This window comes from Dysgonomonas sp. HDW5A (assembly GCF_011299555.1).
Classification (GTDB): Bacteria; Bacteroidota; Bacteroidia; order Bacteroidales; family Dysgonomonadaceae; genus Dysgonomonas_A.
Genome location: NZ_CP049857.1, coordinates 2,120,503 through 2,146,692 on the forward strand (window position 1 = coordinate 2,120,503; position 26,190 = coordinate 2,146,692).

Consider the following 26,190-nt stretch of genomic DNA (forward strand, 5'->3'; position numbering starts at 1 on the left):
AGACTGAAATATATGAGAACTATAAAAACAACATTCCTTTTAGCCATTACATTTTTATTCGTAGCCTGTGGCAGCAAAAACGGAGATTATGATGCTTCGGGAATATTCGAGACGACAGAAGTGATTGTTTCTGCGGAAGCTAATGGCAAAATATTAGAACTGAATCTGGAAGAAGGTCAGATTGTAAATCCCGATGTACCTTTGGGATATATTGACACTACGCAGCTTTACCTCAAAAAGATGCAACTGTTGGCTAGTAATCAGGCGGTAAAAAGTAAACAAACCGATGTTCCCCGACAAATTGCAGCGATACAGCAGCAGATTATAACCCAGAAGAAAGAACGGACACGTTTCGAAAATCTGATAAAATCGAATGCAGCCAATCAAAAGCAGTTGGATGATATCAATGCTCAGATTCTTTATCTCGAAAAACAATTGGCTGCACAGACCGAAGTCTTGATGAACTCCAACAGGGGAGTCTCCGAAGAAAGTTCTTCTATGCAAATACAGGTTGCCCAACTCGAAGATCAGATAGCAAAATCGGTAATTAAGAGTCCTATAAAAGGAACTATACTGTCTAAATATGCGGAGCAAGGCGAATTGGCTGTACAGGGTAAAGCCTTATTCAAAGTGGGTGATATCGAAAATATGATTCTCCGCACTTATATTACAGCAAGCCAGTTGACACAGTTGAAGGTGGGTCAGACAGTAGGAGTGTTTTCGGATTTGGGCGAAGCTGATCGAAAAGAATATTCAGGCACGGTGAAGTGGATATCCGACAAAGCCGAATTCACGCCAAAGACAATACAAACACGTGACGAACGTGCCAATCTGGTGTATGCGGTGAAAATAGCCGTTAAGAACGATGGTTATATCAAAAGGGGAATGTATGGCGAGATAAAGCTGTTAAATCCATGATTGCAATCTCAGTACAAAATATAAATAAGAAGTACGGCGATATCCAAGCCTTGAATAACATCAGCTTTGAAGTTGAGCAGGGAGAGATATACGGTATTATCGGTCCCGATGGAGCCGGCAAAACTTCCTTATTTCGTATCCTTACCACACTTTTATTGGCTGAAAGTGGAACAGCCACGGTTGATGGCTTGGATATTGTTAAAGATTACAAGCAAATCCGTAGTAGGATAGGGTATATGCCCGGAAAATTTTCCCTCTATCAGGATTTAACGGTAGAGGAGAATCTCGAATTCTTTGCAACTGTTTTTAATACCACAATAAAAGAGAATTATGATCTGATCAAAGATATTTACAGTCAAATAGAGCCATTTAAAGATCGTCGGGCGGGAAAACTATCAGGCGGAATGAAACAAAAACTGGCACTCAGCTGTGCTTTAATTCATAAACCGACCGTTCTGTTTTTGGATGAACCGACGACAGGTGTCGATCCTGTTTCGCGAAAAGAATTCTGGGAGATGCTCCGTAAATTGAAAGAGCAAAATATAACGATTCTGGTCTCCACGCCGTATATGGATGAGGCTATGTTGTGTGATCGTATTGCTTTGATTCAAGAAGGATCTTTTCTTCAGGTCGATACACCACACAGTATCATAGAAAGATTTCCCGAAAAGCTTTGGGCAGTAAAAAGCAACGAGATGTTTAGGTTACTCTATGATCTGAGACAGTACAATGGTATCAAAACCTGTTTTACTTTTGGTGAAGTGCATCATATAACCGTCAAAGATGAGCTTGAAATGGTCGATTTGGAAGAATATCTACAAGAGAAAGGTCATCACGAAATAGAAATATATGCAATTAAACCCAATATCGAGGATTGTTATATGCAATTGGCACAAAATGCAAGATGATGAATGAATCTGTAATATATACTGAAAACCTGACTAAGAAATTCGGCACATTCACGGCTGTCGATAATATATCGTTCAGCGTTGATAAGGGTGAGATTTTCGGTTTTTTGGGTGCTAACGGTGCCGGGAAAACCACAGCTATGCGTATGTTGTGCGGATTGAGCCATCCGACATCGGGCAAAGGCTTTGTCGCAGGATATAATATTGAGAAAGAATCTGAGAAAGTGAAGAAAAATATCGGTTACATGAGTCAGAAATTTTCTTTATACGAAGACCTAAAGGTTTGGGAAAATATCCGCCTGTTTGGAGGAATCTATGGGATGAAAGAAAAGCTTATAGCCGCAAAAACAGATGAGATATTAGATGAGTTGGGTTTTCTGGGTGAGCGTAACACACTTGTTCGGGAATTACCTTTAGGGTGGAAACAGAAACTGGCTTTCTCTGTGTCCATATTTCATGAACCTAAAGTCGTATTCTTGGATGAACCCACAGGAGGTGTTGACCCTGTAACCCGCAGGCAGTTCTGGGAGCTTATTTATGCGGCGACCGACAGAGGCATTACAGTCTTTGTTACGACTCATTATATGGACGAGGCCGAATATTGTAACCGAGTTTCAATTATGGTGGATGGTAAAATTGAGGCTTTGGACACCCCTAAAAATTTAAAACTCCAATTCGGAGCAGATAGTATGGATGAGGTATTTCAGCAATTAGCCAGAAAAGCAACACGATCGGATAACTAAACGAGCCTAAATATGAACGAATTTCAAATAGTAGTTTGGCTATTGCCCATTGTATTTATGATACATGACTTTGAGGAAATAATTTTCTTCAAACCATGGGTTACTAAGAATAGTCCCTATTTGAAAAAGCGTTTTCCATTCTTAGCAAAACGTTTATTGCCACGTATGGAAGCATTGTCTGTTGCTGCATTTTCCGTCGCTGTTTTTGAGGAATTTGTATTGTTGAGCATAATTACTTTTGCAGCTTTTTATTTTGACTATTATAGTATCTGGCTAGCAGTATTCATGGCATTTTTTATTCATCTGTTTATCCATATTATTCAATGGATGGTACTGAAAAGATATATACCTGCCATAGTCACTGCCATACTTGCTTTACCATATTGCATGTGGGGATTTATAATCGTATTGAGGAGTCATTTATTTACTGTATCCGAAATTATTTTGCTGTCATTGGCAGGAGTCTTTTTTATGGTGCTAAATCTCCTCTTCGCTCATTTTCTTGCAGAGAAGTTCGATAAAAAAATATCAATTGAATGAAACAATTTCTATCATTTGTAAAAAAAGAATTTTATCATATATTTCGTGATACACGAACCATGATGATTATATTGGGTATTCCGGTTATACAGATGCTCCTTTTTGGTTTTGCGATAACAACCGAGGTGCGTAATGTGCAGGTGGCTGTATTCGATCCGTCGAAAGATATTTCAACCGAGCGTATAATCAATCGGTTGGACGCCAGCAAGTATTTTCATGTAGTAAAGATGTTGAATAATCCGGATGAAATTAATTCGATCTTTAAAAAAGATCATAATATTAATCTGGTTATTGTATTCGATGAAAATTTCAATGAAAACCTCCTGCATACAGGTGAGGCATCCGTTCAGTTGATTGCAGATGCTACAGACCCCAATCAGGCTACAACTCTTACTGGATATGCTACTAACATAATAAACTCTTATCAACAAGAGCTTCTAGAAGGGGCTAAAATTCCGATTCAGATAAAGCCCGAGGTAAGGATGCTTTATAATCCACAGATTAAAAGTGCATATAATTTTGTCCCCGGAGTAATGGGGTTGATCTTTATGTTGATCTGTGCTATGATGACTTCTATCTCTATTGTCCGGGAAAAGGAGACCGGTACTATGGAAATATTATTGGCTTCGCCTGTGAAACCCATCTATATCATTGTGGCGAAAGCAATACCCTATTTTGTAATCTCCATGGTAAATCTCACCACAATACTTTTGCTGTCTGTTTATATTTTGAAAGTGCCGGTAACGGGAAATTTTTATTCACTGATCGGTATTTCTTTACTCTTTATAATGGTGGCATTATCGTTGGGTATACTCATTTCAACTATTGCTCAAACGCAAGTTGCTGCTATGCTGGTATCGGGTATGGGGATGATACTTCCTGTTATGATTCTGTCGGGAATGATATTTCCTATCGAAAGTATGCCTGTCATTCTGCAATGGGTATCGGATATCATTCCCGCAAAATGGTATATCTCAGCGGTAAGAAAATTAATGATACAGGGACTGGGCATCACTGCTGTATATAAAGAACTGTCCGTTCTGTTAGGGATGTTCGTTTTTTTAATATTTGTAAGTCTCAAAAATTTCAAGACAAGGCTTGATTAAGGTCACAGCACTTTCTTGTTGCTTCGATAGCCGATAACTTAAGTTGATTTAATCATGATAAAATTTCTATTAGAAAAAGAATTTAAGCAGATTCTCCGGAATTCATTTCTTCCCAGAATGATTATTGCTATGCCTCTAATGATGATGCTTGTATTTCCGTGGGCTGCTAATCAGGAAATAAAAAACTTGCGTTTAAGTGTTGTGGATAATGATCATAGTGTTTATTCTGAACGTCTGATACAGAAAGTAACAGCTTCTGGATATTTTAATCTGACAAATGTATCGGCGTCGAATGAAGAAGCTTTACAAAGTTTAGAGTCCGATAAGGCTGATATAATTTTAGAGCTTCAGCCCAATTTCGAGAAACATTTGATTAAAGAAGGAGCGGCTAATGTTATGATTTCTGCTAATGCGGTAAATGGAATGAAAGGTGGTTTAGGCACTGCTTATCTGTCTGTGATATTACAGGATTATGCGACCGAAATAAGAGATGAGTGGAAGCAGTCTTCCCTGATGGCGACTTTGCCTGTAATAAATATTGTGCCTCAAAATCGATTTAATCCTCATCTGGATTATAAAGTATTTATGGTTCCTGCAATAATGGTTACGCTTTTGACTATGCTATGCGGTTTTTTACCGGCATTGAATATTGTAGGAGAAAAAGAAACAGGCACTATCGAACAGATGAATGTTACACCTGTTAATAAACTTACCTTTATTTTGGCAAAACTTATTCCTTACTGGACTGTTGGGCTTTTGGCTCTGACTCTTTGTATAACTTTGGCGGCTACCGTATATGGCTTAGTGCCTGCGGGGCGTTTGGTTACGCTTTACTTTTTTGCCAGTTTATATATTCTGGTGGTTTCAGGATTGGGGCTGGTTATTTCCAACTATTCTAATACAATGCAGCAGGCTATGTTTGTCATGTTTTTCTTTATTATGATTTTTATTTTGATGAGTGGTCTTTTTACTCCGATTTCGAGCATGCCTCAATGGGCAGAGACTATTACTACATTTAATCCCTTGAAGTACTTTATACAGGTCATGAGAATGGTTTATTTAAAAGGGAGCGGTATTGTTGACCTTACTATGCAGATGGTTGCTTTGGGTTGCTTTGCTGTCTTTTTTAACGGTTGGGCAGTGATTAGTTACAGAAAGAATAATTAGATTATATATTCTTTATAATCTGTTTATTAATAGTTATTCAGAAATCTCCAAAAGGAAATTTATTAGAATAAAAGGAGTTTATTTGTTTATAGTTGTTATTTTTGTGTAAAATTAACATAAGAAATGAGGTGAAATCTTACTTTCATAGTCGAATATGAACTATTTTATCTATTTGTATACATACAAACACATTTCCACATTTTAATTATAAACTAACATTAACAAAATGAACAACAAATTTCTTTTAGTGTTACTCAGTTTCTTTCTGAGTACAACTTATTTGCAAGCACAATTATCAAAAAATATTGATGTGTCGGTGCCTGGAACCTTGGCTAATTCTTTGGGAGATGATAAAACAAAAGTGGGCGAATTAATTCTTACCGGTACTATTAATGATGCCGACTTTGCAACGATTAAACAAATGTCTTTACTTAAGGTTTTGGATATGTCAGATGTTGATATTGTAAATGGAACGATACCTAGTGAAGCATTTCGTTGGAGAGTAATGGAGATTGTTCGTCTGCCGTCCTCACTTAAAACAATCGGTTTTAATGCTTTCCGTGAAGCTACTATTGATGTTTTAGATTTTTCTTCTTGTACCTCTTTAGAGTCATTGTCAGCTTATGCATTTTCCAATTTAAATGTAAAGTTCGGTCTAGATCTATCTAACTGTAGTTCTTTAACTCAAATCGGAAATTATACTTTCGAAAGTTCTGTTTCGTCTGTAATTTTGCCTCATAACTTAAAAGAACTGGGTTCTTTGTCTTTTGCATACTTCAAGGGATCGGTAACTATCCCTTCTACTTTAGAGAGTATCGGTTCAGAGGCTTTCCGTTGGAGTAAGATGAGTTCCTTGTCTTTGCCGTCCTCACTTAAAACAATCGGTTTTAATGCTTTCCGTGAAGCTACTATTGATGTTTTAGATTTTTCTTCTTGTACCTCTTTAGAGTCATTGTCAGCTTATGCATTTTCCAATTTAAATGTAAAGTCCGGTCTAGATCTATCTAACTGTAGTTCTTTAACTCAAATCGGAAATTATACTTTCGAAAGTTCTGTTTCGTCTGTAATTTTGCCTCATAATTTAAAAGAACTGGGTTCTTTGTCTTTTGCATACTTCAAGGGATCGGTAACTATCCCTTCTACTTTAGAGAGTATCGGTTCAGAGGCTTTCCGTTGGAGTAGGATGGCTTCTTTGTCTTTACCATCCAGTTTAAAGTCTATTGGATATCAGGCTTTCCGTGAAGCTACTATTGATGTTTTAGATTTTTCTTCTTGTACCTCTTTAGAGTCATTGTCAGCTTATGCATTTTCCAATTTAAATGTAAAGTCCGGTCTAGATCTATCTAACTGTAGTTCTTTAACTCAAATCGGAAATTATACTTTCGAAAGTTCTGTTTCGTCTGTAATTTTGCCTCATAACTTAAAAGAACTGGGTTCTTTGTCTTTTGCATACTTCAAGGGATCGGTAACTATCCCTTCTACTTTAGAGAGTATCGGTTCAGAGGCTTTCCGTTGGAGTAAGATGAGTTCCTTGTCTTTGCCGTCCTCACTTAAAACAATCGGTTTTAATGCTTTCCGTGAAGCTACTATTGATGTTTTAGATTTTTCTTCTTGTACCTCTTTAGAGTCATTGTCAGCTTATGCATTTTCCAATTTAAATGTAAAGTCCGGTCTAGATCTATCTAACTGTAGTTCTTTAACTCAAATCGGAAATTATACTTTCGAAAGTTCTGTTTCGTCTGTAATTTTGCCTCATAATTTAAAAGAATTGGGTTCTTTGTCTTTTGCAAGATTCAAAGGATTGGTAACTATCCCTGCTACTTTAGAGAGTATCGGTTCAGAGGCTTTCCGTTGGAGTTTTATTACTGAGATTACTTTGCCTGCATCACTTAAGTATATTAGTTCAAGTGGGTTTCAGGAGTGTGGTAAATTGAATACATTGGTTAGTCTAAATCCTTTTCCTCCTGCATTAGGGGCAAATGTTTTTAATAGTGTAAATAAAACTACCTGTAAATTAATTGTTCCGGAAGGAAGTGTTGAATTATATAAAGCTGCTTATCAATGGAAGGATTTTCTTATAGAAGCAGCTCCCAGACCAGTTCAAAAAGTAACTTTACATTATACTGAAGATTCAGGTCAAACAATAAAAGGTGATTATGAAGCAGTCCGCATAGGAGAATATTATTGGATGAATAGTGCATTCAAAAATGAAGTTATGACAAGTCCAACGGATATTGCTAGTTTGGGATACGAAGAGCAGGCATATATAAACTATTCGTGGTTACCTAACAATTCTATAAAGAGATCCCAAATTGATTTATGGCATTGGAGAGCATGGATGTTTGAGAATTCAGATAATATAGCTGAACGATTATCTTATTTTGATGAACTAAAAGGAGTTTCAGAGCAAGAGAAACTGGCTAATATAGAGAAATATTATGGAACTTATCATTCTCGTATACATTTGGATTGGTTATGGCTAAATGCTATACATTCTGGGAAGAATAGCCGAGTGCGTTTGTTAGAAGGCGATACTAAAATATATAATATTTGGACAGAGCCTTCGGTTCAGGCTACAATGCAGTTGTTTGCTATGTGTGGTAATGCTACCAGGGATGAGATTAAAATTTATTTGTCGGATCAATATAATGAAACAGATAATAATAATCCGGTTGTTATTAAAAATAGATCATACATGACTTGGTTTGATAAAACTATACACAATGATGTTGCACACTTGGCTAATGGTTACAAATCACAATATATCAATAGATACGGTTTTAATTTATTACCAACAGGGGATAGATTGAATAATCCGGCAGTCATTCAGCTAAAAGACCATAAGACAGGAATGAATGTGCAATATAATGGAGTTATAGGAGACTTTGAAGGATTAAATCAAAAGGCTGTTTTACCTATGGGAACAAGTTATGCGGTGTTACATGATTATCCAGAGATAGTCTATACCAAGTTGTATCATTGGGCCCCAATCCGCTTTTGCAGACCACTTACTGACGAAGAATTAGGTTATAAATTATACATCAACGTTTCAGGGTATCCTGAGTTGGAAAGTTATAACTTTTTGAGTACGCTTTATCAAAATCATCAAAATGGAGTATTTGAAGTTAAAATAGAGAAAAAAGAACTGGGACAGTCTCCAAACAATGGCTTTTATGAGTTGCCTAAAGGATATTTAAGAGGCTTTTACGTTCAATACATGATTGAGTATCCCGATGATACTAAAACAATGACGGATTTATTAAGAATTGCTCAGCAAAATCCGTTTGTTTTTTGGGATAAGCCTACCGCAGACGGATTGGATGTGCCAGATTACTTGCCCTCAACTCGCTCTTCTTTATCTTTAGAGTCGGAGTCAACAAACATATCTATCTATCCTAACCCTGTGACAGATGTTTTATACTTTGACTCTCCGGGCTCTATTACGGAAGTGAACATTTATAGTACAGCAGGTAAATTAGTATTAAGTCAAACAAATGTCGGCTCATCGGTTTCAGTTAATCATTTGACAAGTGGTACATATATCTTGAAGCTTCAGACCAACAATAAATCTTATACTCAGAAGATTATTAAGAAATAAGAATATAAGGATATATTACAAATAAAAAAGCGACTAATTAATTAGTCGCTTTTTTATTTGAGTAGCATTAGCTATCTAATACAGCATAGTTTAATTGTAACTATAGGTTGTAATTATACTTGCCACAGCTTAATATAAATTACTGTAATTGCTTATCAATTTTTTCTACTAAAGCCGATTTTGGAGCTGCTCCAACTTGTTTGTCAACGATTTCTCCATTCTTGAAAAATAGAATGGTAGGAATGTTGCGGATTCCAAATTTAGATGTAATCTCGTCATTGTTATCAACATCTACTTTTCCTACTATTACTTTGTCTGCATAGTCAACAGCCAATTCTTCTACGATTGGACCTACCATGCGACATGGGCCACACCATTCTGCCCAAAAATCAACCACGACTAATTTGTCTGATTTTAAAACTTCTTCAAAAGTTGCATCTGTAATTTCAAGTGCCATACTACTAATGTTTATTATGTTTCGTTTAATTTTATAACAAATATAACCAAAGTCTCTGAGATACGGAAAATCAATTTACCTTGAATACGATGTTTTCGTTTTCTTCCAGATAGTCAATTAATTCCTTGCGGATATTAATTTTAAGACCTCGGGCAAAGAGTTCAACTTTCATATTCCGTTCACCATCGACAATCTCAAAATATAACAATGAATTACCCACATTGTTTTTAGTCAGAGTTGAAAGCTCTTCTACCATTTGAGCATTCATTTCGTGGATAGGCAATGTTATGGTTATCTTCTCAATAACCTGATCTTTCACATCAGGAAGTAGCTGAATCGATACGATTTTAAGTTCGAGCTGATTTTCATTAAATCTTCGTCCCTGAACACGGGCTTTTACATATACATAAAGTCCGAGACGCCCGTATTTGCTAAAGTTGATGTAATCATCTCCAAATAAAGGAATTTCTCCACTTCCGGTAAAATCTTCGATTTTGATGATCATATAAGGTTTACCATTCTTGGTAATGCCTTCTCTGGCAGCACATACCAACCCTCCAAATGTTACTTCTTTGTTTCTTAGAGCTTCTTTGTCCTCAATGTCAGCCATTCCCACATTGCATCCATATTTAAGTGCTATGGCGTATTCGTCAAGAGGGTGGGCTGATAAGTAAATACCAATCAACTCACGTTCTTTATTTAAACGTTCCAGGTCTGACCATTTTTCGGCTTTTGGAATTTCAGGATGAGTAGGCAAAACAATGTCATCTCCACCGAAAAGTGAATTGGTTGCTTGTGCCTTATCGATCTGATACATATTTCCGTAACGAACCAGCTGGTCTATAAAAGTTTCACCTTTAGCGTTTGTTTCAAAGAACTGTTCGCGGGTAATTTCCGGGAAATTATCGAAAGCTCCGGCAAGAGCGAGTGACTCTATATTCTTCTTGTTACAAGAGGATAGATTTACACGTTCTACTAGATCAAATATAGTTTTATAAGGACCATTGAGAGTTCGTTCCTTGATAATATCATTCACCGCTCCACTGCCCACTCCTTTTATGGCAGCCATTCCGAAGCGTATATCACCTGCTTTATTTACCGAAAACTTAAGATATGATTCGTTTATGTCCGGACCAAGTACATTCATTCCCATGTACTTGCATTCATCCATAAACTTGGTGATTTCCGTGATATTCGACAAGTTTCGAGATAGAACGGCTGCCATATATTCGGATGGATAGTTGGCCTTGAGCCATGCTGTTTGATAAGCTATCCACGAATAACAGGTTGCATGCGATTTGTTGAAAGCGTATGATGCAAACTTTTCCCAGTCAGCCCATATCTTGTTCAATGTTTTTTCGGCATGTCCGTTCTTCTTTCCTCCTGCTAAGAATTTCTCCTTTAGGGCATTCATCTTGTCGATGAGCTTCTTACCCATCGCCTTACGTAACTCATCGGACTGACCACGAGTAAAGTCGGCCAATAGACGAGACAAAAGCATGACCTGTTCCTGATACACCGTAATACCATATGTATCGTCAAGATACCGTTCCATAATCGGGATATCGTAGGCTATTTCTTCACGTCCATGTTTACGGGCAACAAACGAAGGAATATAATCCATCGGGCCGGGACGATACAGGGCATTCATGGCAATTAAGTCTTCGAACTTACTTGGCTGAAGTTCTTTGAGGTATTTTTGCATACCGGCAGACTCAAACTGGAATGTACCTGTTGTCTTTCCCTGACTATATAATTCGTATGTCTTAGCATCTTCAAGCGAAATAGTACTGATGTCTACATCTTCTCCTGTAGTCTGCTTTATATTTTCGAGAGCTTCTTTTATAATCGAAAGGGTTTTTAAACCCAAAAAGTCCATCTTGATAAGTCCCGTTTCTTCGATAATCGATCCCTCATACTGGGTCACCAGCATCGTTTCTCCTGTTTCTTTATCTTCGGCAGTACTTACGGGAACTGTATCCGAAATAGCAGTTTGCCCAATAATAACCCCACAGGCATGCACTCCGGTGTTACGTACGTTACCTTCGAGCATTTGTGCGTATTTCATCGTGTCGCGCATAATGAGATCCGTACTGTTTGAAGCCTGCTTTAATTCGGGTACATATTCGATGGCATCTTTAAGGGTTACCTTCTTTTTATCGGGTATTCTATCCGGAACTAGTTTCGCTAAGTAGTTAGATTGTACTAGTGGTAGCTTTTGAACACGGGCAACGTCTTTGATTGCCGATTTGGTTGCCATAGTACCGTATGTGATAATGTGGGCAACCCTTTCTTGTCCGTATTTTTCTGTTACCCAGCGAAGAACCTCTCCACGTCCATCATCATCAAAGTCGATATCGATATCGGGCATTGATATACGGTCGGGATTAAGGAAACGCTCAAACAGAAGGTCATATTTAATAGGGTCGATATCGGTAATTCCGAGGCAATAGGCTACAGCAGAACCTGCTGCCGATCCACGTCCCGGACCTACTGCAACACCCATTCTGCGAGCAGCTGCAATAAAGTCTTGTACAATAAGGAAATATCCGGGGAATCCCATGGTCTTCATAACGTCTAATTCAAATTCCAGACGTTCGCGAGTTTCATCATTCATATTTTCTCCGTAGCGTTTTACTGCACCTATCATTGTCAGGTGTTTCAGGTAATCGGCTTCGAGTTTTATTCGGATTACTTTGTCGTATCCTCCTAAGCGATGATATTCTTTGTCTCCGAATTCAGTGATAAGATCTGTTTCTGTGAACTTTTCTCTGTAATCTGCTTCTGTCCCGAAAGAAGGGTCAATATCAAAGAATGGCATCAAAGCATCCGAATCTATCGAGTAATATTCAACTTTTTCGGCTATTTCCAGCGTGTTGGATAGTACATGAGGGATATCCTTGAACAGCTCGTTCATCTCGGCAGTTGTTTTTAACCACTCCTGTTTGGTATATCTCATCCGTTTCGGGTCATCCAGATCTTTTCCTGTACTGAGACAGATCAGACGATCGTGGGCATCCGAATCTTCTTCGCCGATAAAATGCACATCATTGGTTGCAATAACTTTGACGTTATGCTTTACGCTTAATTTTAACAACTCCTGATTGACACGTTCCTGAAGCGGATATACCTCAAGGTTAGCATCAGGGCGACTTGTTTTATGTCGTTGAAGCTCAAGATAGAAATCGTCTCCGAAAAGATTCTTGAACCATTGTATGGCTTCGTCTACTTCTTCGGGGGTTCCGCGTGTTATTTTTTTGGGAATTTCTCCTCCCAGACAGGCTGATGATACGATGAGTCCTTCGTGGTATTTTTCGAGTAGTTCTTTGTCGATACGAGGGCGCATGTAAAAGCCTTCTGTCCAGCTTTGCGAAACCATCTTAATCAGGTTTTTGTAGCCTTGCAGATTTTTAGCCAGTACTATTAAGTGCCAGCCGCTCATATCGGGTTTTCCTTCTTTTAACTTGCGGTTTCGATGGGCTACATAACATTCGCATCCTAAAATAGGTTTGAATAAATGGGATTCTTCTTCCTGAAGCTTTTTGTTCAACTCCTCCAAAAGAGGACTTCCTTCTTTAGCTTCGGCTATTGCCGCTTTAATTTTTTTTATTTCGGCAAATACAGGTGCGTTTTTTTTCTTTACGTAGTTGTAAAACTCTTTGATCCCGAACATCGATCCGTGATCGGTCAAGGCTAAAGCCTTCATACCATCTCCTTTGGCTTTGTCAACGAGTCGTTGAATACTTGCCTGCCCGTCGAGCAGTGAGTATTGAGAATGTACATGCAGATGTATAAAGGGTTCCATATATATTTAAGAATTAAAGGTTGCAAACCTTTTTAGTGCTTTGTTGGGTGAATACATTAAAATAACTCTGATCCAATCACCGAATATTGATAAGCATATTGGTGTTTGATTTTATAAAGGTACCCTTTTTATCGAAAAAAAGATACCTATATTTTATTGATTTTATCAATGCTTTTTTAACTCGAAAAGAATCAATACTATATCTCAATTATTTAACTAAGAGTTGCTTTTGCGAGTGTTTCTTAACTTTTGAAGAAGATTGGCAACGTTAATTTTATCTTGTTTTATGTTCTTTACCAAAGTTTCGAGATCCTTAAACTTTTCGTCAGTACGCATAAATTTGACGAATTCAACGGATAATGTTTTGCCATATAGATTCTGATCGAAGTCGAGTATATTTACCTCCAGACTTATGTTATCTCCATTATGAAGCGTGGGTCTTTTGCCTATATAAAGCATCCCTTCGTATTGATCGTCATCGATAAGCACATATACGGCATATACACCAAAGGCGGGAACGACTTTGAAATCTTCCCAGATTTTAATGTTAGCAGTGGGAAAACCGATTGTACGACCTACCTGAAATCCTTCAACAATCTGTCCTGATATTGTGTAGGTATATCCGAGAAGTTGGTTTGCTTTGGCAATATCACCTTCGCCCAATAAGCGTCGTATGCGTGATGAGCTGACGTGTGTGCCACCCTCTAGTTCTTTGGCTTGTATTACATCAATTCCTACCTCTTTACCGTACTTTTGATACTCCTCGAAGCCATCTTCGCGGTTGTGCCCAAAGCGATGGTCGTAACCGATAAGCAGTGTTTGTACATTGAGCTTTTCTTTGAGTATTTGTTGAATGAATTCGCGAGCGCTCAAAGTTGACATTTCCCGGGTGAAATCGAGTGTTATGCAATAATCGACATCTGTTGTAGCAAGGCGTTTTACTTTTTCCTGATATCCACAAAGTAAAGCGGGCTGGTAATCACTGCATAAAACTTTTCGCGGATGTACCGGAAATGTTATAACGGCCGAAGGCAGATTCTGCTTTTTAGCTTCTGCCTTAAGCTGTTCTATGAGGTACTGATGACCGGTGTGTACACCGTCGAAGAAACCTATAGTAGCTACCAGAGGTTGATGTTGGGTGTTGTTATGTTCGGGATCTATTAAGTTCATTGAACTGTCGAAGGTCTCAGACCTTTTTTATTGCTTTGGCCTAAGGATACTCCCCCGATTCATCCAATTTGGATGGGTTGAGTAAGCCCTACAAGCCGAAAGTATATTGTTAAATACGTTTTTGTGTATAACCTGATTGGCAGGTCTTAGGTGATCTTTATTCAAAAACTTTTCTCAGGTCTTCTTCTTGATCGACCAGGTATGTTTTAAAGCCGAATTTTTCGGCAGCATCCAGATTCGATTGTCCGTCATCTAAAAATAAAGTTTCTTCGGGGTTGATCTTTGCTTCTTCGATAACTATTTCAAATGTTTCTTTTGCAGGCTTTGTGTGTCCCATTTTGAAAGACCAGAACATCTGATCGAAGAATGCTGAAATGGGTTCTCCCGAAGGTGAGAAATCTTTAGTATCAGCCCATCCCATAATAACGGGGTTGGTGTTGCTAAGCAAATATATATTGTACTTTTTGCGAAGTTCTTTCAGTAGATCGAATTTATATTCGGGTATTCCTGTAAGAAATGCTAACCATCCTGAATCTATGTCTTTATCGGGAATATTCTTTCCTGCCAGTTTTCTTAATTCATCATAAAATTCTTCTTTACTGATCGTTCCTTCTTCTAGCTGAAGGAAAATTCCTTCTTGACGAAATTCGCCCAGAAAGTCTTCGATATTATCAACTCCTATTTCTTTGAAACGCTTTACAGCATTATCTTTATTGATACTAACAATTACACCTCCAAAGTCGAAGAGTAAATTCTTTATTCCGGTTAAATCAGCCATATTCAACTTTTTATATTTGAGACTATCGATGCCTTTAAGATATTGTATAATTTTTACAGACAATAAGTAAGCCTGTTACCTTTTCTTTTTATTATGCGAAGTTAATCATTTTATAAATTATTACTGATGAATTTATTTATAACTATTCAAAATATCAAAGCTTGCAGAATTTTCAAAGGTTTTATTAAGCATACATAATAGATTATCAATAATTGAAATTTTTTATGGACTGTAGTGGGGAGTGTATTGCATATGCACTGTGTTAATAATTGTATTCGTCGGGAATACATCCGCAATTGGAAATGTTTGAATAAATTCTTCAATTTTCCTAACGCACCCTATCGGGTTTGTTTTTCATTTTGCCTTGATGCAAAACGAAACAAAAGATCAAGACTGTGCCTCTTTGCCCGACCCGCTACGGACTCGAAAGCTAAAACAAAAGAAAAACGTTTATCGTTGATATCCTTTTGTTTCTTAACGCTTTCATTCGCCCTACGGTACCCCGTGCAACCGTCAAGGTCGGGGAAGCCTGACGGGCGAAAGCCACTTACGTGCGTCAGCCCAAGTGCATAAGTAGCACAGCCGTTGGCTGACAAGCGAAGCGGGCGTAAAACTAAACGTGCCGTAAGGCAGTAGGTTTAGTTTAGCCTGTAATCTTAAGTCATATAGGCGAGCCAGTCAGCACAAAGCCTTTTTGATTCCTTTTGCGGCTTTGGGCAAAAGGAATACAAGCAATCTTTGATTGTGCGTAGTTAAAAGAGTATAATGAAATTGAACGTATATCCAACTATTAATTGGCATGATTAATAAATTCTATCTGGTTGCTTAAAAGCAGCAATAGAAAACATTTAGTGATACATTTGAAAACCATAGTTGCTTTTATCTATCCATATAGAGCTTATCTGAAAAACAGAACCTAAATAAGAAGCTGTATAAAAAGTGTCACTTTTGTCACTTTTGTAATGTTTTTGGGTATTATGTTTTGATAATTAGATGTTTGTGAAAATGACAAAAATGTACATATACTTGTTTGGATTTGTTGCCTTTGTAACTTTTTTGTATGGCTTATGTATGCTTTTGTAACCTTATTTTTTCAGTCTTTAGTTGTATTAAATAGTTGATATTTCGTTAATTTGTATATCATTTAAGTTTGCAGAGCTATTTGTTGCTTTGGCTGTAGGGGTGAACCTGTGTGTTCACCTATTTCGGACAGACACATAGGTCTGCCCCTACCAACAATAATGTGTCATTACATATTTTCTTTTACTTAAATTAGAATCATTTGACTATGTTGAATTTCCGTCTTCGGGTTTTTTATTCAGTGGCTACATTCTCAAGCTTTACAAAAGCTGCCGAAGAGATGTTTATCACTCAGCCTGCTGTAACCAAAAATATAAAGGAGCTTGAGTCTGAATTGGGTATTCGCCTTTTTAACCGGATATCAAATAAAATAACTCTTACTGAGGCAGGAAAGCTTCTTCTGCATTATACGGAGCATGTTCTGACTTTGGATAAGAAATTTATGTTTGATTTGGGTGTGTTGAAGCAAAAATTTTCGGGAGATCTTAAATTGGGAGCCAGTACTACTATCGGGCAATATGTATTACCACCTATACTTGCAAAATTTAAGATGGAACAGCCTGAGATGGAATTGTCGTTACTGAATGACAATACACAGCGGATAGAAACTGCTTTAATTGAGAAAATTCTGGATCTTGGGATTGTAGAGGGCAATTCTAAAAATAGTCAGTTGAAATACATTCCTTTCATTAAAGACGAAATTGTGGCTATTGCTCACTCCTCACAACCCTTATTCGAGAAAGACGAGATTACATTGAATGAGTTTAAAGAAATTCCTTTGGTATTGAGAGAATTAGGATCGGGAAGTTTAGAGGTGATAACCGAAAAGCTAAGGTTGAAAGATGTGAAATTGAAGGATTTGAATGTTGTAATGCACTTGGGCAGTACAGAGAGTATTAAAACATTTCTGGCAAATTCAAATAGTATCGGACTTATCTCGATTAATGCTGTCAGCAAAGAAATTGCTAATGGCGAGTTTAAAATTATAGATATAGCTGATTTCGAGATTGTGCGTAACTTTTATTTTATTCATTTGCATGGAGTCCCTTCGGGTTTTACAGAAATGTTTATCCAGTATGCCCTCAGTTATTATAACCAGAGGTTATAGGCGATGAAATATTTGAATATACAACCAAGCTTTTTTTAAGAGACCTTTGTCTGCATAAATCAAACATCAAGAAAATGAAAATTAATTCGAAATTGTTGAAAAAAGGTATCTTTATAATACTGGTTATATTGTGTTTGTTTCCTTTTGTGGAACCTCCGGTTGCTCTTCTAGCGGGTTTTATTTTGTCATTTACGATAGGACATCCGTATCTTCATCTCAATAACAAGGCGACTAAAATTTTATTACAGGCTTCTGTTGTAGGGCTGGGTTTTGGAATGAATATTTATGATGCAATGGCTGTAGGAAAAGAAGGACTGATATTTACCGTTTCGTCTATTGTTCTTACTCTGGCTTTTGGTTTGTTGCTCGGGAAGCTATTTCATATAAATAAAAAAACGAGTGTCTTGGTATCGTCCGGTACTGCTATTTGCGGAGGAAGTGCAATCGCTGCAATGGTACCTATTATAGATGCCAATGAGGAAGAAACTTCGGTTTCATTAGGGGTTATATTCGTCTTAAATTCAGTTGCACTGTTTTTATTCCCTGTGATTGGTCATCTGTTGAGTATGACACAAGAGCAGTTCGGTCTTTGGTCTGCCATTGCCATACACGACACGAGCTCTGTTGTGGGTGCTGCTCATAAATATGGGGAAGAAGCACTGAAAATAGCCACAACAGTAAAATTGGAAAGGGCTTTGTGGATAATTCCACTCTCTTTTGTAACAGCTCTTTTGTATAGGAAGGGTAAGGTGTCTATTCCTTATTTTATTTTTCTATATGTGGTTGCAATGATTATTAATACTTTTATTCCGGCTGTTCAAACAGTATCACCGGCTATTGTTATGATCGCTAAGAGGGGGTTGACTCTAACTTTATTCCTTATTGGTGCCGGATTAAGTAAAGAGGCCTTAAAGAAGATTGGTGTAAAACCTTTATTACAAGGTATAATACTCTGGGCTTTTATCTCTATACTGTCTCTTCTTGTGATTTTAAATATGTAGATATATAAAAAACAAGCAGCTATAATTGATATTATAGCTGCTTAGTTCTTTTATATTGTATCTCAATTATTTTGAGTTACTTCTCTTTTTAATATATCTGCCTGAATAACAGTGTTTTTTAAATATTCATATTCCAGTTGGAAGCATTCACTGAATATGTTATCCTCAAGCAAGCTTTGCTCTATTTGCTTGGGAGTCCAGAATTTACCATCCAGTAAACTGATACTTTTGAGCTGATCTTCATTTTCTATTCTGGATACGAATAAGAATACCAGACGCTTTACATCTTCATTTTCGAATACGTATTTTAAAAGGAAGTTGAAAGGTAGCTCTTGCATATTTAATGCTTTTGATATGCTATTTCTTACCGATATATTTATCTCGTGATTAAAAAGCATTAGCTTCTCGAAAGGGTGATCATACATAGAGGGGTTTATGCTGTTACTGCCCGGCCTCTTTTGTATATAGATTTCGCCATTATGTATCAACGCAATACGTACCATTGGATGCATAAAGCGTTTCTTCATCTTAGAGGATACCGATTTAGCAATTCGACCTGTAACTTCGCCTGATTCGTTAACGATGGGTAGCCACTCCTCTTTTCTTAATTGCTTAACAATGTTTCTGGTCTTGATTTCCTCATAAACAATAATGGAAGCGAGTATTGTCACAGGTATTATTGTGTAGAATACATTATTAATTAAAGAGTTCGGATCCAAATCACGTTGAACTAATTGATAGATCAACAATATAAATATATGAAATGTCAATCCGTATTGGGTAAGCTTTGCAACCTCAAAAAACTCTCCAAGGAATGTCTTTTGAATGATACTTTGCTTTTTTCCTAAGTACATATTTATATATGCTTTTCCTAATCTTACGGTAAAGAGAAGACTGACGAATATAACTTCGAAAAACACAAGATACATTAATTCTGGTATGGTGGTCTTGTGTAAAATATACCAGAGAATAAGTGTCGTGAAAAGTGCGAGGAAATTCAGTATGAACATAAGTCCACACGCATTAGACTTGGTGTAAAATCTAAGAATAATGTCTGCAGTGCCCGCAAACAGGACAGAGATTATTAATGAATAACCAATATTACTAGTTGCTGTGAATAATGCTATATATAGTATACTAGCTAGCAATCCTAGTGAAGGGTTTACTAAGTATTTTTTTGCTCCTTTTGAAATCATAAATTACATATATACAGATGGTTTACTCCTTGATGGTGTTAGCATGTTACAATTGTCATTTTCTAAATATACAACTTATTATTGCCTTATTTCTCAGGGTTTTATATTAAAACAAATATCAATAAGTTTTGTTTATTGAGTAAATTAAATATAGATTCTAATACACTAAGAAGCTGTGATAGATTAGTCTTTTGTACGCATCGACTGTAAATATATATTATAAAATGTAATTTTCGATGTTTATCTAAAGTAAAAAAACGCAGGAGTTTTTTACTCCTGCGCTCCGGCCTTATTTAAACTTCAAAAAATCAATCACTTTTGTATATAAATAATTTCTATTATGACTTCCCGGGATAGAGTGATTTTGATCAGGGAAGACAAAAAGCTCGAATTGTTTATTTGCTTTTATCAATGCTGATGTGTATTCTATTGTATTTTGGAAATGAACATTGTCATCGGCTGTTCCGTGAATTAGGAGAAGCCGTCCGGATAAAGATGAGGCTAAAGTGCTGGGCGAGCTGTTTTGATATCCAGAGGCATTTTGCTGAGGAGTTCGCATATACCGCTCGGTATATACCGAATCATAGAAACGCCAATCGGTAACAGGTGCGATAGCAACTCCCGATTTGAATACGTCGTTTCCTCTGCTTAAGCTCATAAGAACATTATAGCCGCCGTAGCTCCAGCCCCAGATTGAAATATTAGCAGCATCGATGTAGGGTAATGTCCCGAAATACCGTGCAGCTGCAATCTGGTCATCGGATTCTTTTATCCCTAAATTCATATAAGTGCATTTTCGGAATTCCTGACCGCGGGCACCTGTGCCTCGTCCGTCTACAGCTACCACTATATAATCTTGAGTAGTCAGATAGTCAACCCAATCGATATTAAAACGATCTAATACTTCTTGTGAATCAGGCCCGCTGTATTGAACCATCAATAAGGGATATTTTTTGCTCGAGTTGAAATTCGCAGGTTTAAGCATCCATGCATTAAGAGAAGTGCCGTCTGCTCCTTTTACCGTAATGAACTCTTTTTTAGGCAGACCTAAAGAGGGTAGTTTACTTTTCAGCTCTTTGTTGTCTTCAAGAACTCTCAATTCTTTTCCAGAAGCATCATTCATGGTTATCAAAGAAGGATTTTCGGTGTTAGACCAATTATTGATGAAGTATTTACCATTCGAACTAAAGCCGGCAGTATTATATCCTGCTTTTGTTGATAATTTGGTTTTAGTGCCTTTAAGGATGTCTACTTTATATATAGCTCTTTGAAGTGGACTCTCTTCTGCCGCTTGGTAGTAAACGGTTTTGCTTACAGGGTCGCAAGCCAAAATTTCCATAACATCATAATTACCCGATGTTAGCTGTTTTTGTTGAACTCCGGTTAATGAGTATATATAAATATGACTATAACCATCTTTTTCGCTGATATATGTAAATTGATCCCCTAAGAAATGAATCGAATTAAAGAAATCATAATTGATGTATCTGTCGTTTTGTTCTCTCAGAATTAGTTTGGCTATAGTTGTTCTGGGATCGGCAAAATACATATTAAAATCGTTCTGATCACGATTGAGTGTCATTATAGCTAACTGAGAGGTAGGAGTAAACTCAATTTTGGGTATATATTCAAAACTAGTATTAGCCGGGAAATTTATAGGTCTGATTGTCTTTGATTCAATATCAAAAATGTTGCAAGTCACTTTTGAGTTAGCTTCGCCTGCTTTTGGATATTTAAAGGATATAAAATCTGGATACAATTGTTGCTTGAAGTTTTGAAACGAAAATTCAGGAACCTTAGTCTCATCAAATCTTACATAGGATAACAGTTTATTATCAGGCGAAAAATCCATTAATGCTGTTGTACCAAATTCTTCTTCATATACCCAATCGGTAGCACCATTTATGATTTTACCTATTTCTCCGTCTTTCGTAATCTGTGACTCTGTTCCATAATCAAACTTAGATAGCCATATATTGTTGTCACAAACATAAGCGAGCATACGTCCGTCACGAGAAAATATAGGAGCCATTTGTTTTGACTTATTGTCGCTTAATTTGCGTATCAAATTGCGGCGTATATCGAAGTAAAAATAATCGGCTTTAAACGATCGGCGATATATTTGTTCACTGTTGGTATAAACAACGAGTCGGTTTTCGTCAGGACTCATAATGAACCCTTCAAAAGAAGGAATGTTGCAATCGCGTGCCGTTTGTATATCAAATACTGTTTCCACAGGCTGTCCTGTTTTATAAGAGTATTTTATAATTTTAGTTTTTGATTGATCTGCTTGGAAATAGAATTCGCCGTCTGCCGAAGATACTTCCGAAGCTATTCCTTTAGCTCTGTATTTACCGTCGGTAATATCTTTTAGATTTAGTGTTTGGGCAAAAAAAGAGGTTGAAACCAGCATTGCAAGAAGCACAAAACAAACTTTTTTCATAGGTTATATTATTTTATACAATACAAATATACATTCTTTCGATGTAGAATCTTAACTTCGTTTCCTAAAAAATATACCGTATGATAAATGAAGTGCCCTATTCTGATGTATTGGAAATCCGTCATAAAGTAATGTATCCCGAAAAAGAAATAGATTATGTTATATTGCCTGAAGATGATAAAGGCTTGCATATCGGATATTATAAAGAAGGGCTATTGGTAAGCGTGTTGTCTTTATTCTTGAATAATAGAGAATTACAGTTTCGTAAATTTGCGACATTAGCCGAATTTCAAGGACAAGGTTATGGTTCGGAATTATTGAAATGGGTACTTGATTATGCGAATGACATGAAGTTTGAAAGGGTTTGGTGTAATTCGAGAATCGAAAAAACCGATTTTTATAAAAAGTTTGAATTTGTCGAAACCGATCAAATTTTCGAAAAAGACGGTCGTCAGTTTGTTATTTTAGAAAGAAAATTCTAACAAGATGCTTTGAGACCTTAAAAAAAAATAATGAACACCTTTATTTTCTTCTATTTAACTATATTTGCAACTTTGTTCTTATAGACACAGAAGTTGTAATCACGAATTTTTATAATAAACATTTAATTTTCAACATGAAAAAGTATAACCTAGTCAATAACATTTTTGGGTGGTTGAGCTTTATTATTGCAGCAATTACCTATTTGTTGACAATCGAACCTACTGCAAGTTTTTGGGATTGTGGTGAGTTTATTACTTCGGCATATAAATTTGAAGTGGGACACCCTCCCGGTGCTCCTTTTTTCATGTTGACAGGAAAGTTTTTCACACTCTTTGCATCTGATGTGACTCAGGTAGCAAAAATGGTTAACACCATGTCTGCCTTATTGAGTGCATTAACTATACTATTCCTTTTCTGGACAATAACGCATCTCGCAAAAAAACTGATATATGCCGATACCGATAAAGAAATGTCGTTAGGACAAATGATTGCAATTATTGGTTCAGGTCTTGTAGGAGCGTTAGTATATACATTCTCCGATACATTTTGGTTCTCAGCTGTTGAGGGTGAAGTTTATGCTTTCTCGTCTATGTTTACCGCTTTGGTATTCTGGTTAATTCTGAAATGGGAAAATAGAGCCGATAAACCAGGTTCTGATAAGTGGTTGGTTTTGATAGCTTATACTATGGGATTGTCTATTGGGGTTCACTTGTTGAACTTGCTTTGTATCCCTGCCATTGTATTGGTTTATTATTTCAAAAAGACACAAACTCCGAACTTTAAGGGAATATTATTGGCACTACTTGGTTCGATGGGATTGATCGTGGTTTTAATGTACGGTGTTATTCCTGGATTTACTAAAGTAGGTGGTGCTGTTGAACTATTCTTTGTAAATACGTTAGGCTTCTCATATAACAGTGGGGTATTTACCTATTTAATTATTTTACTTTTATCTCTTGCCTGGGGACTTTATGAAACTCTATCATCAAAAGGCAATCTGAAAAGAGCTAAAATAGCTTTTATCTTAACAATGGCATTATCGGGTATAACATTTATCGGATCGAATGTTTTACTTTGGATTGTTCTATTAGGAGGTTTAATCTTCTTCTGCTTCAAAGGACAGAAGGTTACCTTCAGATTGGTTAATACAAGCCTTTTGTGTTTGTTGGTAATATTAATTGGATATTCTTCGTTCGCTATAATACCTATTCGTTCTACAGCGAATACACCGATGGATCAAAACTCCCCCGAAGATGTATTCTCATTGACCGATTATCTAAATCGTGAACAGTATGGAGATTCTCCTTTGGTTTATGGGCGTACTTATGCCTCAGAGGTAAAAAGAGATGCAAGTGGTAAGGCTATTGAAGCTTCAAAGAAAGCTAGATATGACAGAATTGTAAAGAAATCGCCGGATGAGAAAGACCGTTATTTTATAGCTAGTGAGGCGCCTTCATATGAATATACAAATACAATGCTATTCCCTCGTATGTATTCTGACGATCCTCGCCATATTCAAGGATATAAGAATTGGGGTGGTATTACAGACGCAAAAGTTCCTCCTACATTCTTTGAGAATCTGCAATACTTATTTAAATATCAAATAAATTTCATGTATTGGAGATACTTTATGTGGAATTTCTCCGGTCGTCAGAATGATATCCAATCATTAGGCGAAATAAATAATGGTAACTGGATGACAGGTATCAGTTTTATTGATGAGCATGTACTCGGCTTAGGGCCACAAGATAATTTACCTCCTGATATTGCCGATAATAAAGGACATAATGTGTTTTATATGCTACCTCTTATTTTAGGTTTATGTGGTATCTTTTTCCAATTGACCAGAGGTAAAAAAGGAGAGCAACAACTGTGGATTACCTTCATGTTGTTTTTTATGACAGGTTTGGCTATTGTGCTCTATCTGAATCAAAAACCTTACGAACCACGTGAAAGAGATTATGCATATGCCGGATCGTTCTATGCTTTTAGTATTTGGGTCGGGCTGGGTGTTGCTGCTCTTTGGACTTTGCTCAAGCGATATGTTCCTGAGACTGTAGCTGCGGCTGTGGTAACAGTGCTGGCTCTGTTGGTTCCTGTGCAAATGGTCTCTCAAACTTGGGATGATCATGATCGCTCAAACCGATACACAATGCGTGATTTTGGAATGAACTATCTGCGAAGTGTCGAAAAAGATGGTATCCTGTTTACGAATGGCGATAATGATACATTCCCTCTTTGGTATGCTCAGGAAGTTGAAGGCTTCCGTACTGATGTTCGTGTGTCTAACTTAAGTTATCTGCAAACCGACTGGTATGTAGATCAAATGCGTCGTCAGGCTTATGACTCAAAACCACTTCCTATAGAATGGGACAAGTCTCGCTATATCGGAGACAAGGGTATGTATGCCTATGTGATTACAAAAGATCAAATAGAAAGTGTTCTGAAACAGCAACTCGAAAAGCAAGGAGGTGCCTCGTGGATGGATAAAATGCAGAATGATCAAAATTTCAATTTTGGAAATTATTACGATAAAAATGCATTTACCGACACTGTTTCCTTAGATAATATAATGGAGATATTGAAGACACAGGATAGTTATATTCCAAAGAATCCGTTTATCGAAGGTGGAGGTAAAGAATTTATTATTCCCGGAAACCTTTTATATATGCCCGTTGATACTGCTGCTGTTGACTGGAAAGCCTTGGATGCAGCACCATCTCCTCATATGGTGATCAACTTAGGAAATAAAAATGTTTTATATCGTCAGGAATTAATGATTCTGGAGATGTTGAACAATATCAATAAAGACGGATGGAAACGACCTATATATTTTGCAACTACCGTTGGTAGCGATATGTATTTGAATCTGAAAGATAAGAACTTTATGCTCGAAGGTTTGGCATATAGAATTACACCGGGGAAAATAAATCCTACAGGAGTTAATACTGAAGTTGCTTATGATAATATGGTCAATAAGTTTAAATGGGGAGGCATTGATAATCCGAAAGTATATTTAGATGAGAATAACTTAAGGATGTGTAAGACATTCCGAATCATGTTTAATGAACTTATTGCAGCCCTAATTAATGAAGGTAAAGATGATAAAGCTCTTGCTGCATTAGACTACTGCTTGAAGGTTATTCCTGCAAATACTGTTCCAATGGGTGGTGAGTCGGTTTCTTTTGCAGATGCTTATTTTGCAATAGACCAACCCGAAAAAGCTGAAGCTGTAATTAAAATAATACTAGATAGATCGGAGCAGTCATTAAATTGGTTCCATCGTTTGAAACCCGACCAAATGGCAGGTTCAACAAGTGATATAAGAAGCAATTTCGATAATCTGTTGCGTATTGCTATGGTTTATCAACAACATGGGGATATGGCTAAATACAAAGCCTTAATTGAGAAATTACAAGGTTATGCACAGTTATATTTCACAAATAGAGTACCTGCTCTAGGAAATTATGCGTTAAAAAATATTACTGATACATCAGTTAGAGGATATTATGTTGCTGAGAAAGGTTCTGAAAATCAGAAAATTGAAGAAGAGTTAGCTCAGCAATCAATGCAGTTGATGCAACAATTTAGTCCCGCACTATTAAAAGAATATACAAGTCAAAGCAACAATTAAGATAATATTGCGTCTATAGTGATGAAAGGCATGATTTTGCTTTTCATCATTGTAG

15 protein-coding genes and 1 pseudogene are annotated in these 26,190 nt (G+C 36.9%); 10 read left to right on the plus strand and 6 right to left on the minus strand.

Features of this window, described 5'->3' with window-relative positions; genetic code table 11:
- Positions 1 to 12 precede the first annotated feature (12 nt).
- The 6 genes and pseudogenes from G7050_RS08780 (at position 13) to G7050_RS08810 (ending at position 8,980) form a co-directional block, all read left to right on the plus strand.
- A complete protein-coding gene (locus G7050_RS08780; RefSeq protein WP_166114070.1) occupies positions 13 to 918 on the plus strand; it encodes an HlyD family secretion protein in 906 nt (301 codons plus the stop codon).
- A pseudogene (locus G7050_RS18005) lies at positions 915 to 2,569 on the plus strand (ATP-binding cassette domain-containing protein). The gene G7050_RS08780 and the pseudogene G7050_RS18005 overlap by 4 nt, the downstream one beginning before the upstream one ends.
- Positions 2,570 to 2,581: 12 nt before the next feature.
- Entirely contained in the window at positions 2,582 to 3,109 is a 528-nt protein-coding gene (locus G7050_RS08795) for an HXXEE domain-containing protein (protein WP_166114076.1), read from the plus strand.
- Positions 3,106 to 4,215 (plus strand): ABC transporter permease, encoded by a 1,110-nt coding sequence (locus G7050_RS08800; RefSeq protein ID WP_166114079.1) that lies wholly within the window; start codon positions 3,106 to 3,108, stop codon positions 4,213 to 4,215. The genes G7050_RS08795 and G7050_RS08800 overlap by 4 nt, the downstream gene beginning before the upstream one ends.
- Before the next feature lie 54 nt (positions 4,216 to 4,269).
- Positions 4,270 to 5,382, plus strand: coding sequence for an ABC transporter permease (locus G7050_RS08805; RefSeq protein WP_166114082.1), 1,113 nt, complete (start codon positions 4,270 to 4,272; stop codon positions 5,380 to 5,382).
- 226 nt (positions 5,383 to 5,608) lie between these two features.
- On the plus strand, positions 5,609 to 8,980 hold the full coding sequence (locus G7050_RS08810) for a leucine-rich repeat domain-containing protein (RefSeq protein WP_166114085.1): 3,372 nt from the start codon (positions 5,609 to 5,611) through the stop codon (positions 8,978 to 8,980).
- A gap of 139 nt (positions 8,981 to 9,119) precedes the next feature.
- Here the strand turns inward: G7050_RS08810 and trxA are convergent, their stop codons facing one another.
- The 4 genes from trxA to G7050_RS08830 all read right to left on the minus strand — a co-directional run bounded on the left by trxA (position 9,120) and on the right by G7050_RS08830 (position 15,190).
- Positions 9,120 to 9,437, minus strand: a complete 318-nt coding sequence (gene trxA / locus G7050_RS08815; protein WP_166114088.1) for a thioredoxin — start codon at positions 9,435 to 9,437, stop codon at positions 9,120 to 9,122.
- A 70-nt stretch (positions 9,438 to 9,507) separates the two neighbouring features.
- Positions 9,508 to 13,242 carry a DNA polymerase III subunit alpha gene (gene dnaE, locus G7050_RS08820; protein WP_166114091.1) on the minus strand — a complete coding sequence of 1,245 codons (3,735 nt, stop codon included), beginning with the start codon at positions 13,240 to 13,242 and terminating at the stop codon, positions 9,508 to 9,510.
- 216 nt (positions 13,243 to 13,458) lie between these two features.
- Complete coding sequence (locus G7050_RS08825) at positions 13,459 to 14,412, minus strand: bifunctional riboflavin kinase/FAD synthetase (RefSeq protein WP_166114094.1); 954 nt, start codon at positions 14,410 to 14,412, stop codon at positions 13,459 to 13,461.
- 157 nt (positions 14,413 to 14,569) lie between these two features.
- Positions 14,570 to 15,190 (minus strand): HAD family phosphatase, encoded by a 621-nt coding sequence (locus G7050_RS08830; RefSeq protein WP_166114097.1) that lies wholly within the window; start codon positions 15,188 to 15,190, stop codon positions 14,570 to 14,572.
- 1,288 nt (positions 15,191 to 16,478) lie between these two features.
- Here G7050_RS08830 and G7050_RS08835 point away from each other — a divergent pair.
- Both G7050_RS08835 and G7050_RS08840 read left to right on the plus strand, forming a co-directional pair.
- Positions 16,479 to 17,378 (plus strand): LysR family transcriptional regulator, encoded by a 900-nt coding sequence (locus tag G7050_RS08835; RefSeq protein ID WP_166114100.1) that lies wholly within the window; start codon positions 16,479 to 16,481, stop codon positions 17,376 to 17,378.
- Positions 17,379 to 17,452: 74 nt separating this feature from the next.
- The gene (locus tag G7050_RS08840; RefSeq protein ID WP_166114103.1) at positions 17,453 to 18,379 is read left to right on the plus strand and encodes a YeiH family protein; all 927 of its coding nucleotides are present in this window, start codon (positions 17,453 to 17,455) and stop codon (positions 18,377 to 18,379) included.
- A 62-nt stretch (positions 18,380 to 18,441) separates the two neighbouring features.
- Here G7050_RS08840 and G7050_RS08845 read toward each other — a convergent pair whose 3' ends face one another.
- Together G7050_RS08845 and G7050_RS08850 are read right to left on the minus strand one after the other, a co-directional pair.
- Complete coding sequence (locus G7050_RS08845) at positions 18,442 to 19,233, minus strand: hypothetical protein (RefSeq protein ID WP_166114105.1); 792 nt, start codon at positions 19,231 to 19,233, stop codon at positions 18,442 to 18,444.
- A gap of 631 nt (positions 19,234 to 19,864) precedes the next feature.
- Positions 19,865 to 22,018: a S9 family peptidase gene (locus tag G7050_RS08850; RefSeq protein ID WP_166114108.1), complete on the minus strand. Its 2,154-nt coding sequence runs from the start codon at positions 22,016 to 22,018 to the stop codon at positions 19,865 to 19,867.
- A gap of 80 nt (positions 22,019 to 22,098) precedes the next feature.
- Between G7050_RS08850 and G7050_RS08855 the strand changes: the two genes are divergently transcribed.
- Together G7050_RS08855 and G7050_RS08860 are read left to right on the plus strand one after the other, a co-directional pair.
- On the plus strand, positions 22,099 to 22,500 hold the full coding sequence (locus G7050_RS08855; RefSeq protein WP_166114111.1) for a GNAT family N-acetyltransferase: 402 nt from the start codon (positions 22,099 to 22,101) through the stop codon (positions 22,498 to 22,500).
- Between the two features lie 134 nt (positions 22,501 to 22,634).
- Positions 22,635 to 26,135 carry a DUF2723 domain-containing protein gene (locus tag G7050_RS08860; protein WP_166114114.1) on the plus strand — a complete coding sequence of 1,167 codons (3,501 nt, stop codon included), beginning with the start codon at positions 22,635 to 22,637 and terminating at the stop codon, positions 26,133 to 26,135.
- Positions 26,136 to 26,190 lie beyond the last annotated feature (55 nt).

Bases quoted from the DNA above. Each gene is read 5' to 3' on its own strand.
- G7050_RS08780 (WP_166114070.1), top strand. From the start codon at position 13: ATGAGAACTATAAAAACAACATTCCTTTTAGCCATTACATTTTTATTC.
- G7050_RS08795 (WP_166114076.1), top strand. From the start codon at position 2,582: ATGAACGAATTTCAAATAGTAGTTTGGCTATTGCCCATTGTATTTATG.
- G7050_RS08800 (WP_166114079.1), top strand. From the start codon at position 3,106: ATGAAACAATTTCTATCATTTGTAAAAAAAGAATTTTATCATATATTT.
- G7050_RS08805 (WP_166114082.1), top strand. From the start codon at position 4,270: ATGATAAAATTTCTATTAGAAAAAGAATTTAAGCAGATTCTCCGGAAT.
- G7050_RS08810 (WP_166114085.1), top strand. From the start codon at position 5,609: ATGAACAACAAATTTCTTTTAGTGTTACTCAGTTTCTTTCTGAGTACA.
- trxA (WP_166114088.1), bottom strand. From the start codon at position 9,437: ATGGCACTTGAAATTACAGATGCAACTTTTGAAGAAGTTTTAAAATCA.
- dnaE (WP_166114091.1), bottom strand. From the start codon at position 13,242: ATGGAACCCTTTATACATCTGCATGTACATTCTCAATACTCACTGCTC.
- G7050_RS08825 (WP_166114094.1), bottom strand. From the start codon at position 14,412: ATGAACTTAATAGATCCCGAACATAACAACACCCAACATCAACCTCTG.
- G7050_RS08830 (WP_166114097.1), bottom strand. From the start codon at position 15,190: ATGGCTGATTTAACCGGAATAAAGAATTTACTCTTCGACTTTGGAGGT.
- G7050_RS08835 (WP_166114100.1), top strand. From the start codon at position 16,479: ATGTTGAATTTCCGTCTTCGGGTTTTTTATTCAGTGGCTACATTCTCA.
- G7050_RS08840 (WP_166114103.1), top strand. From the start codon at position 17,453: ATGAAAATTAATTCGAAATTGTTGAAAAAAGGTATCTTTATAATACTG.
- G7050_RS08845 (WP_166114105.1), bottom strand. From the start codon at position 19,233: ATGTACTTAGGAAAAAAGCAAAGTATCATTCAAAAGACATTCCTTGGA.
- G7050_RS08850 (WP_166114108.1), bottom strand. From the start codon at position 22,018: ATGAAAAAAGTTTGTTTTGTGCTTCTTGCAATGCTGGTTTCAACCTCT.
- G7050_RS08855 (WP_166114111.1), top strand. From the start codon at position 22,099: ATGATAAATGAAGTGCCCTATTCTGATGTATTGGAAATCCGTCATAAA.
- G7050_RS08860 (WP_166114114.1), top strand. From the start codon at position 22,635: ATGAAAAAGTATAACCTAGTCAATAACATTTTTGGGTGGTTGAGCTTT.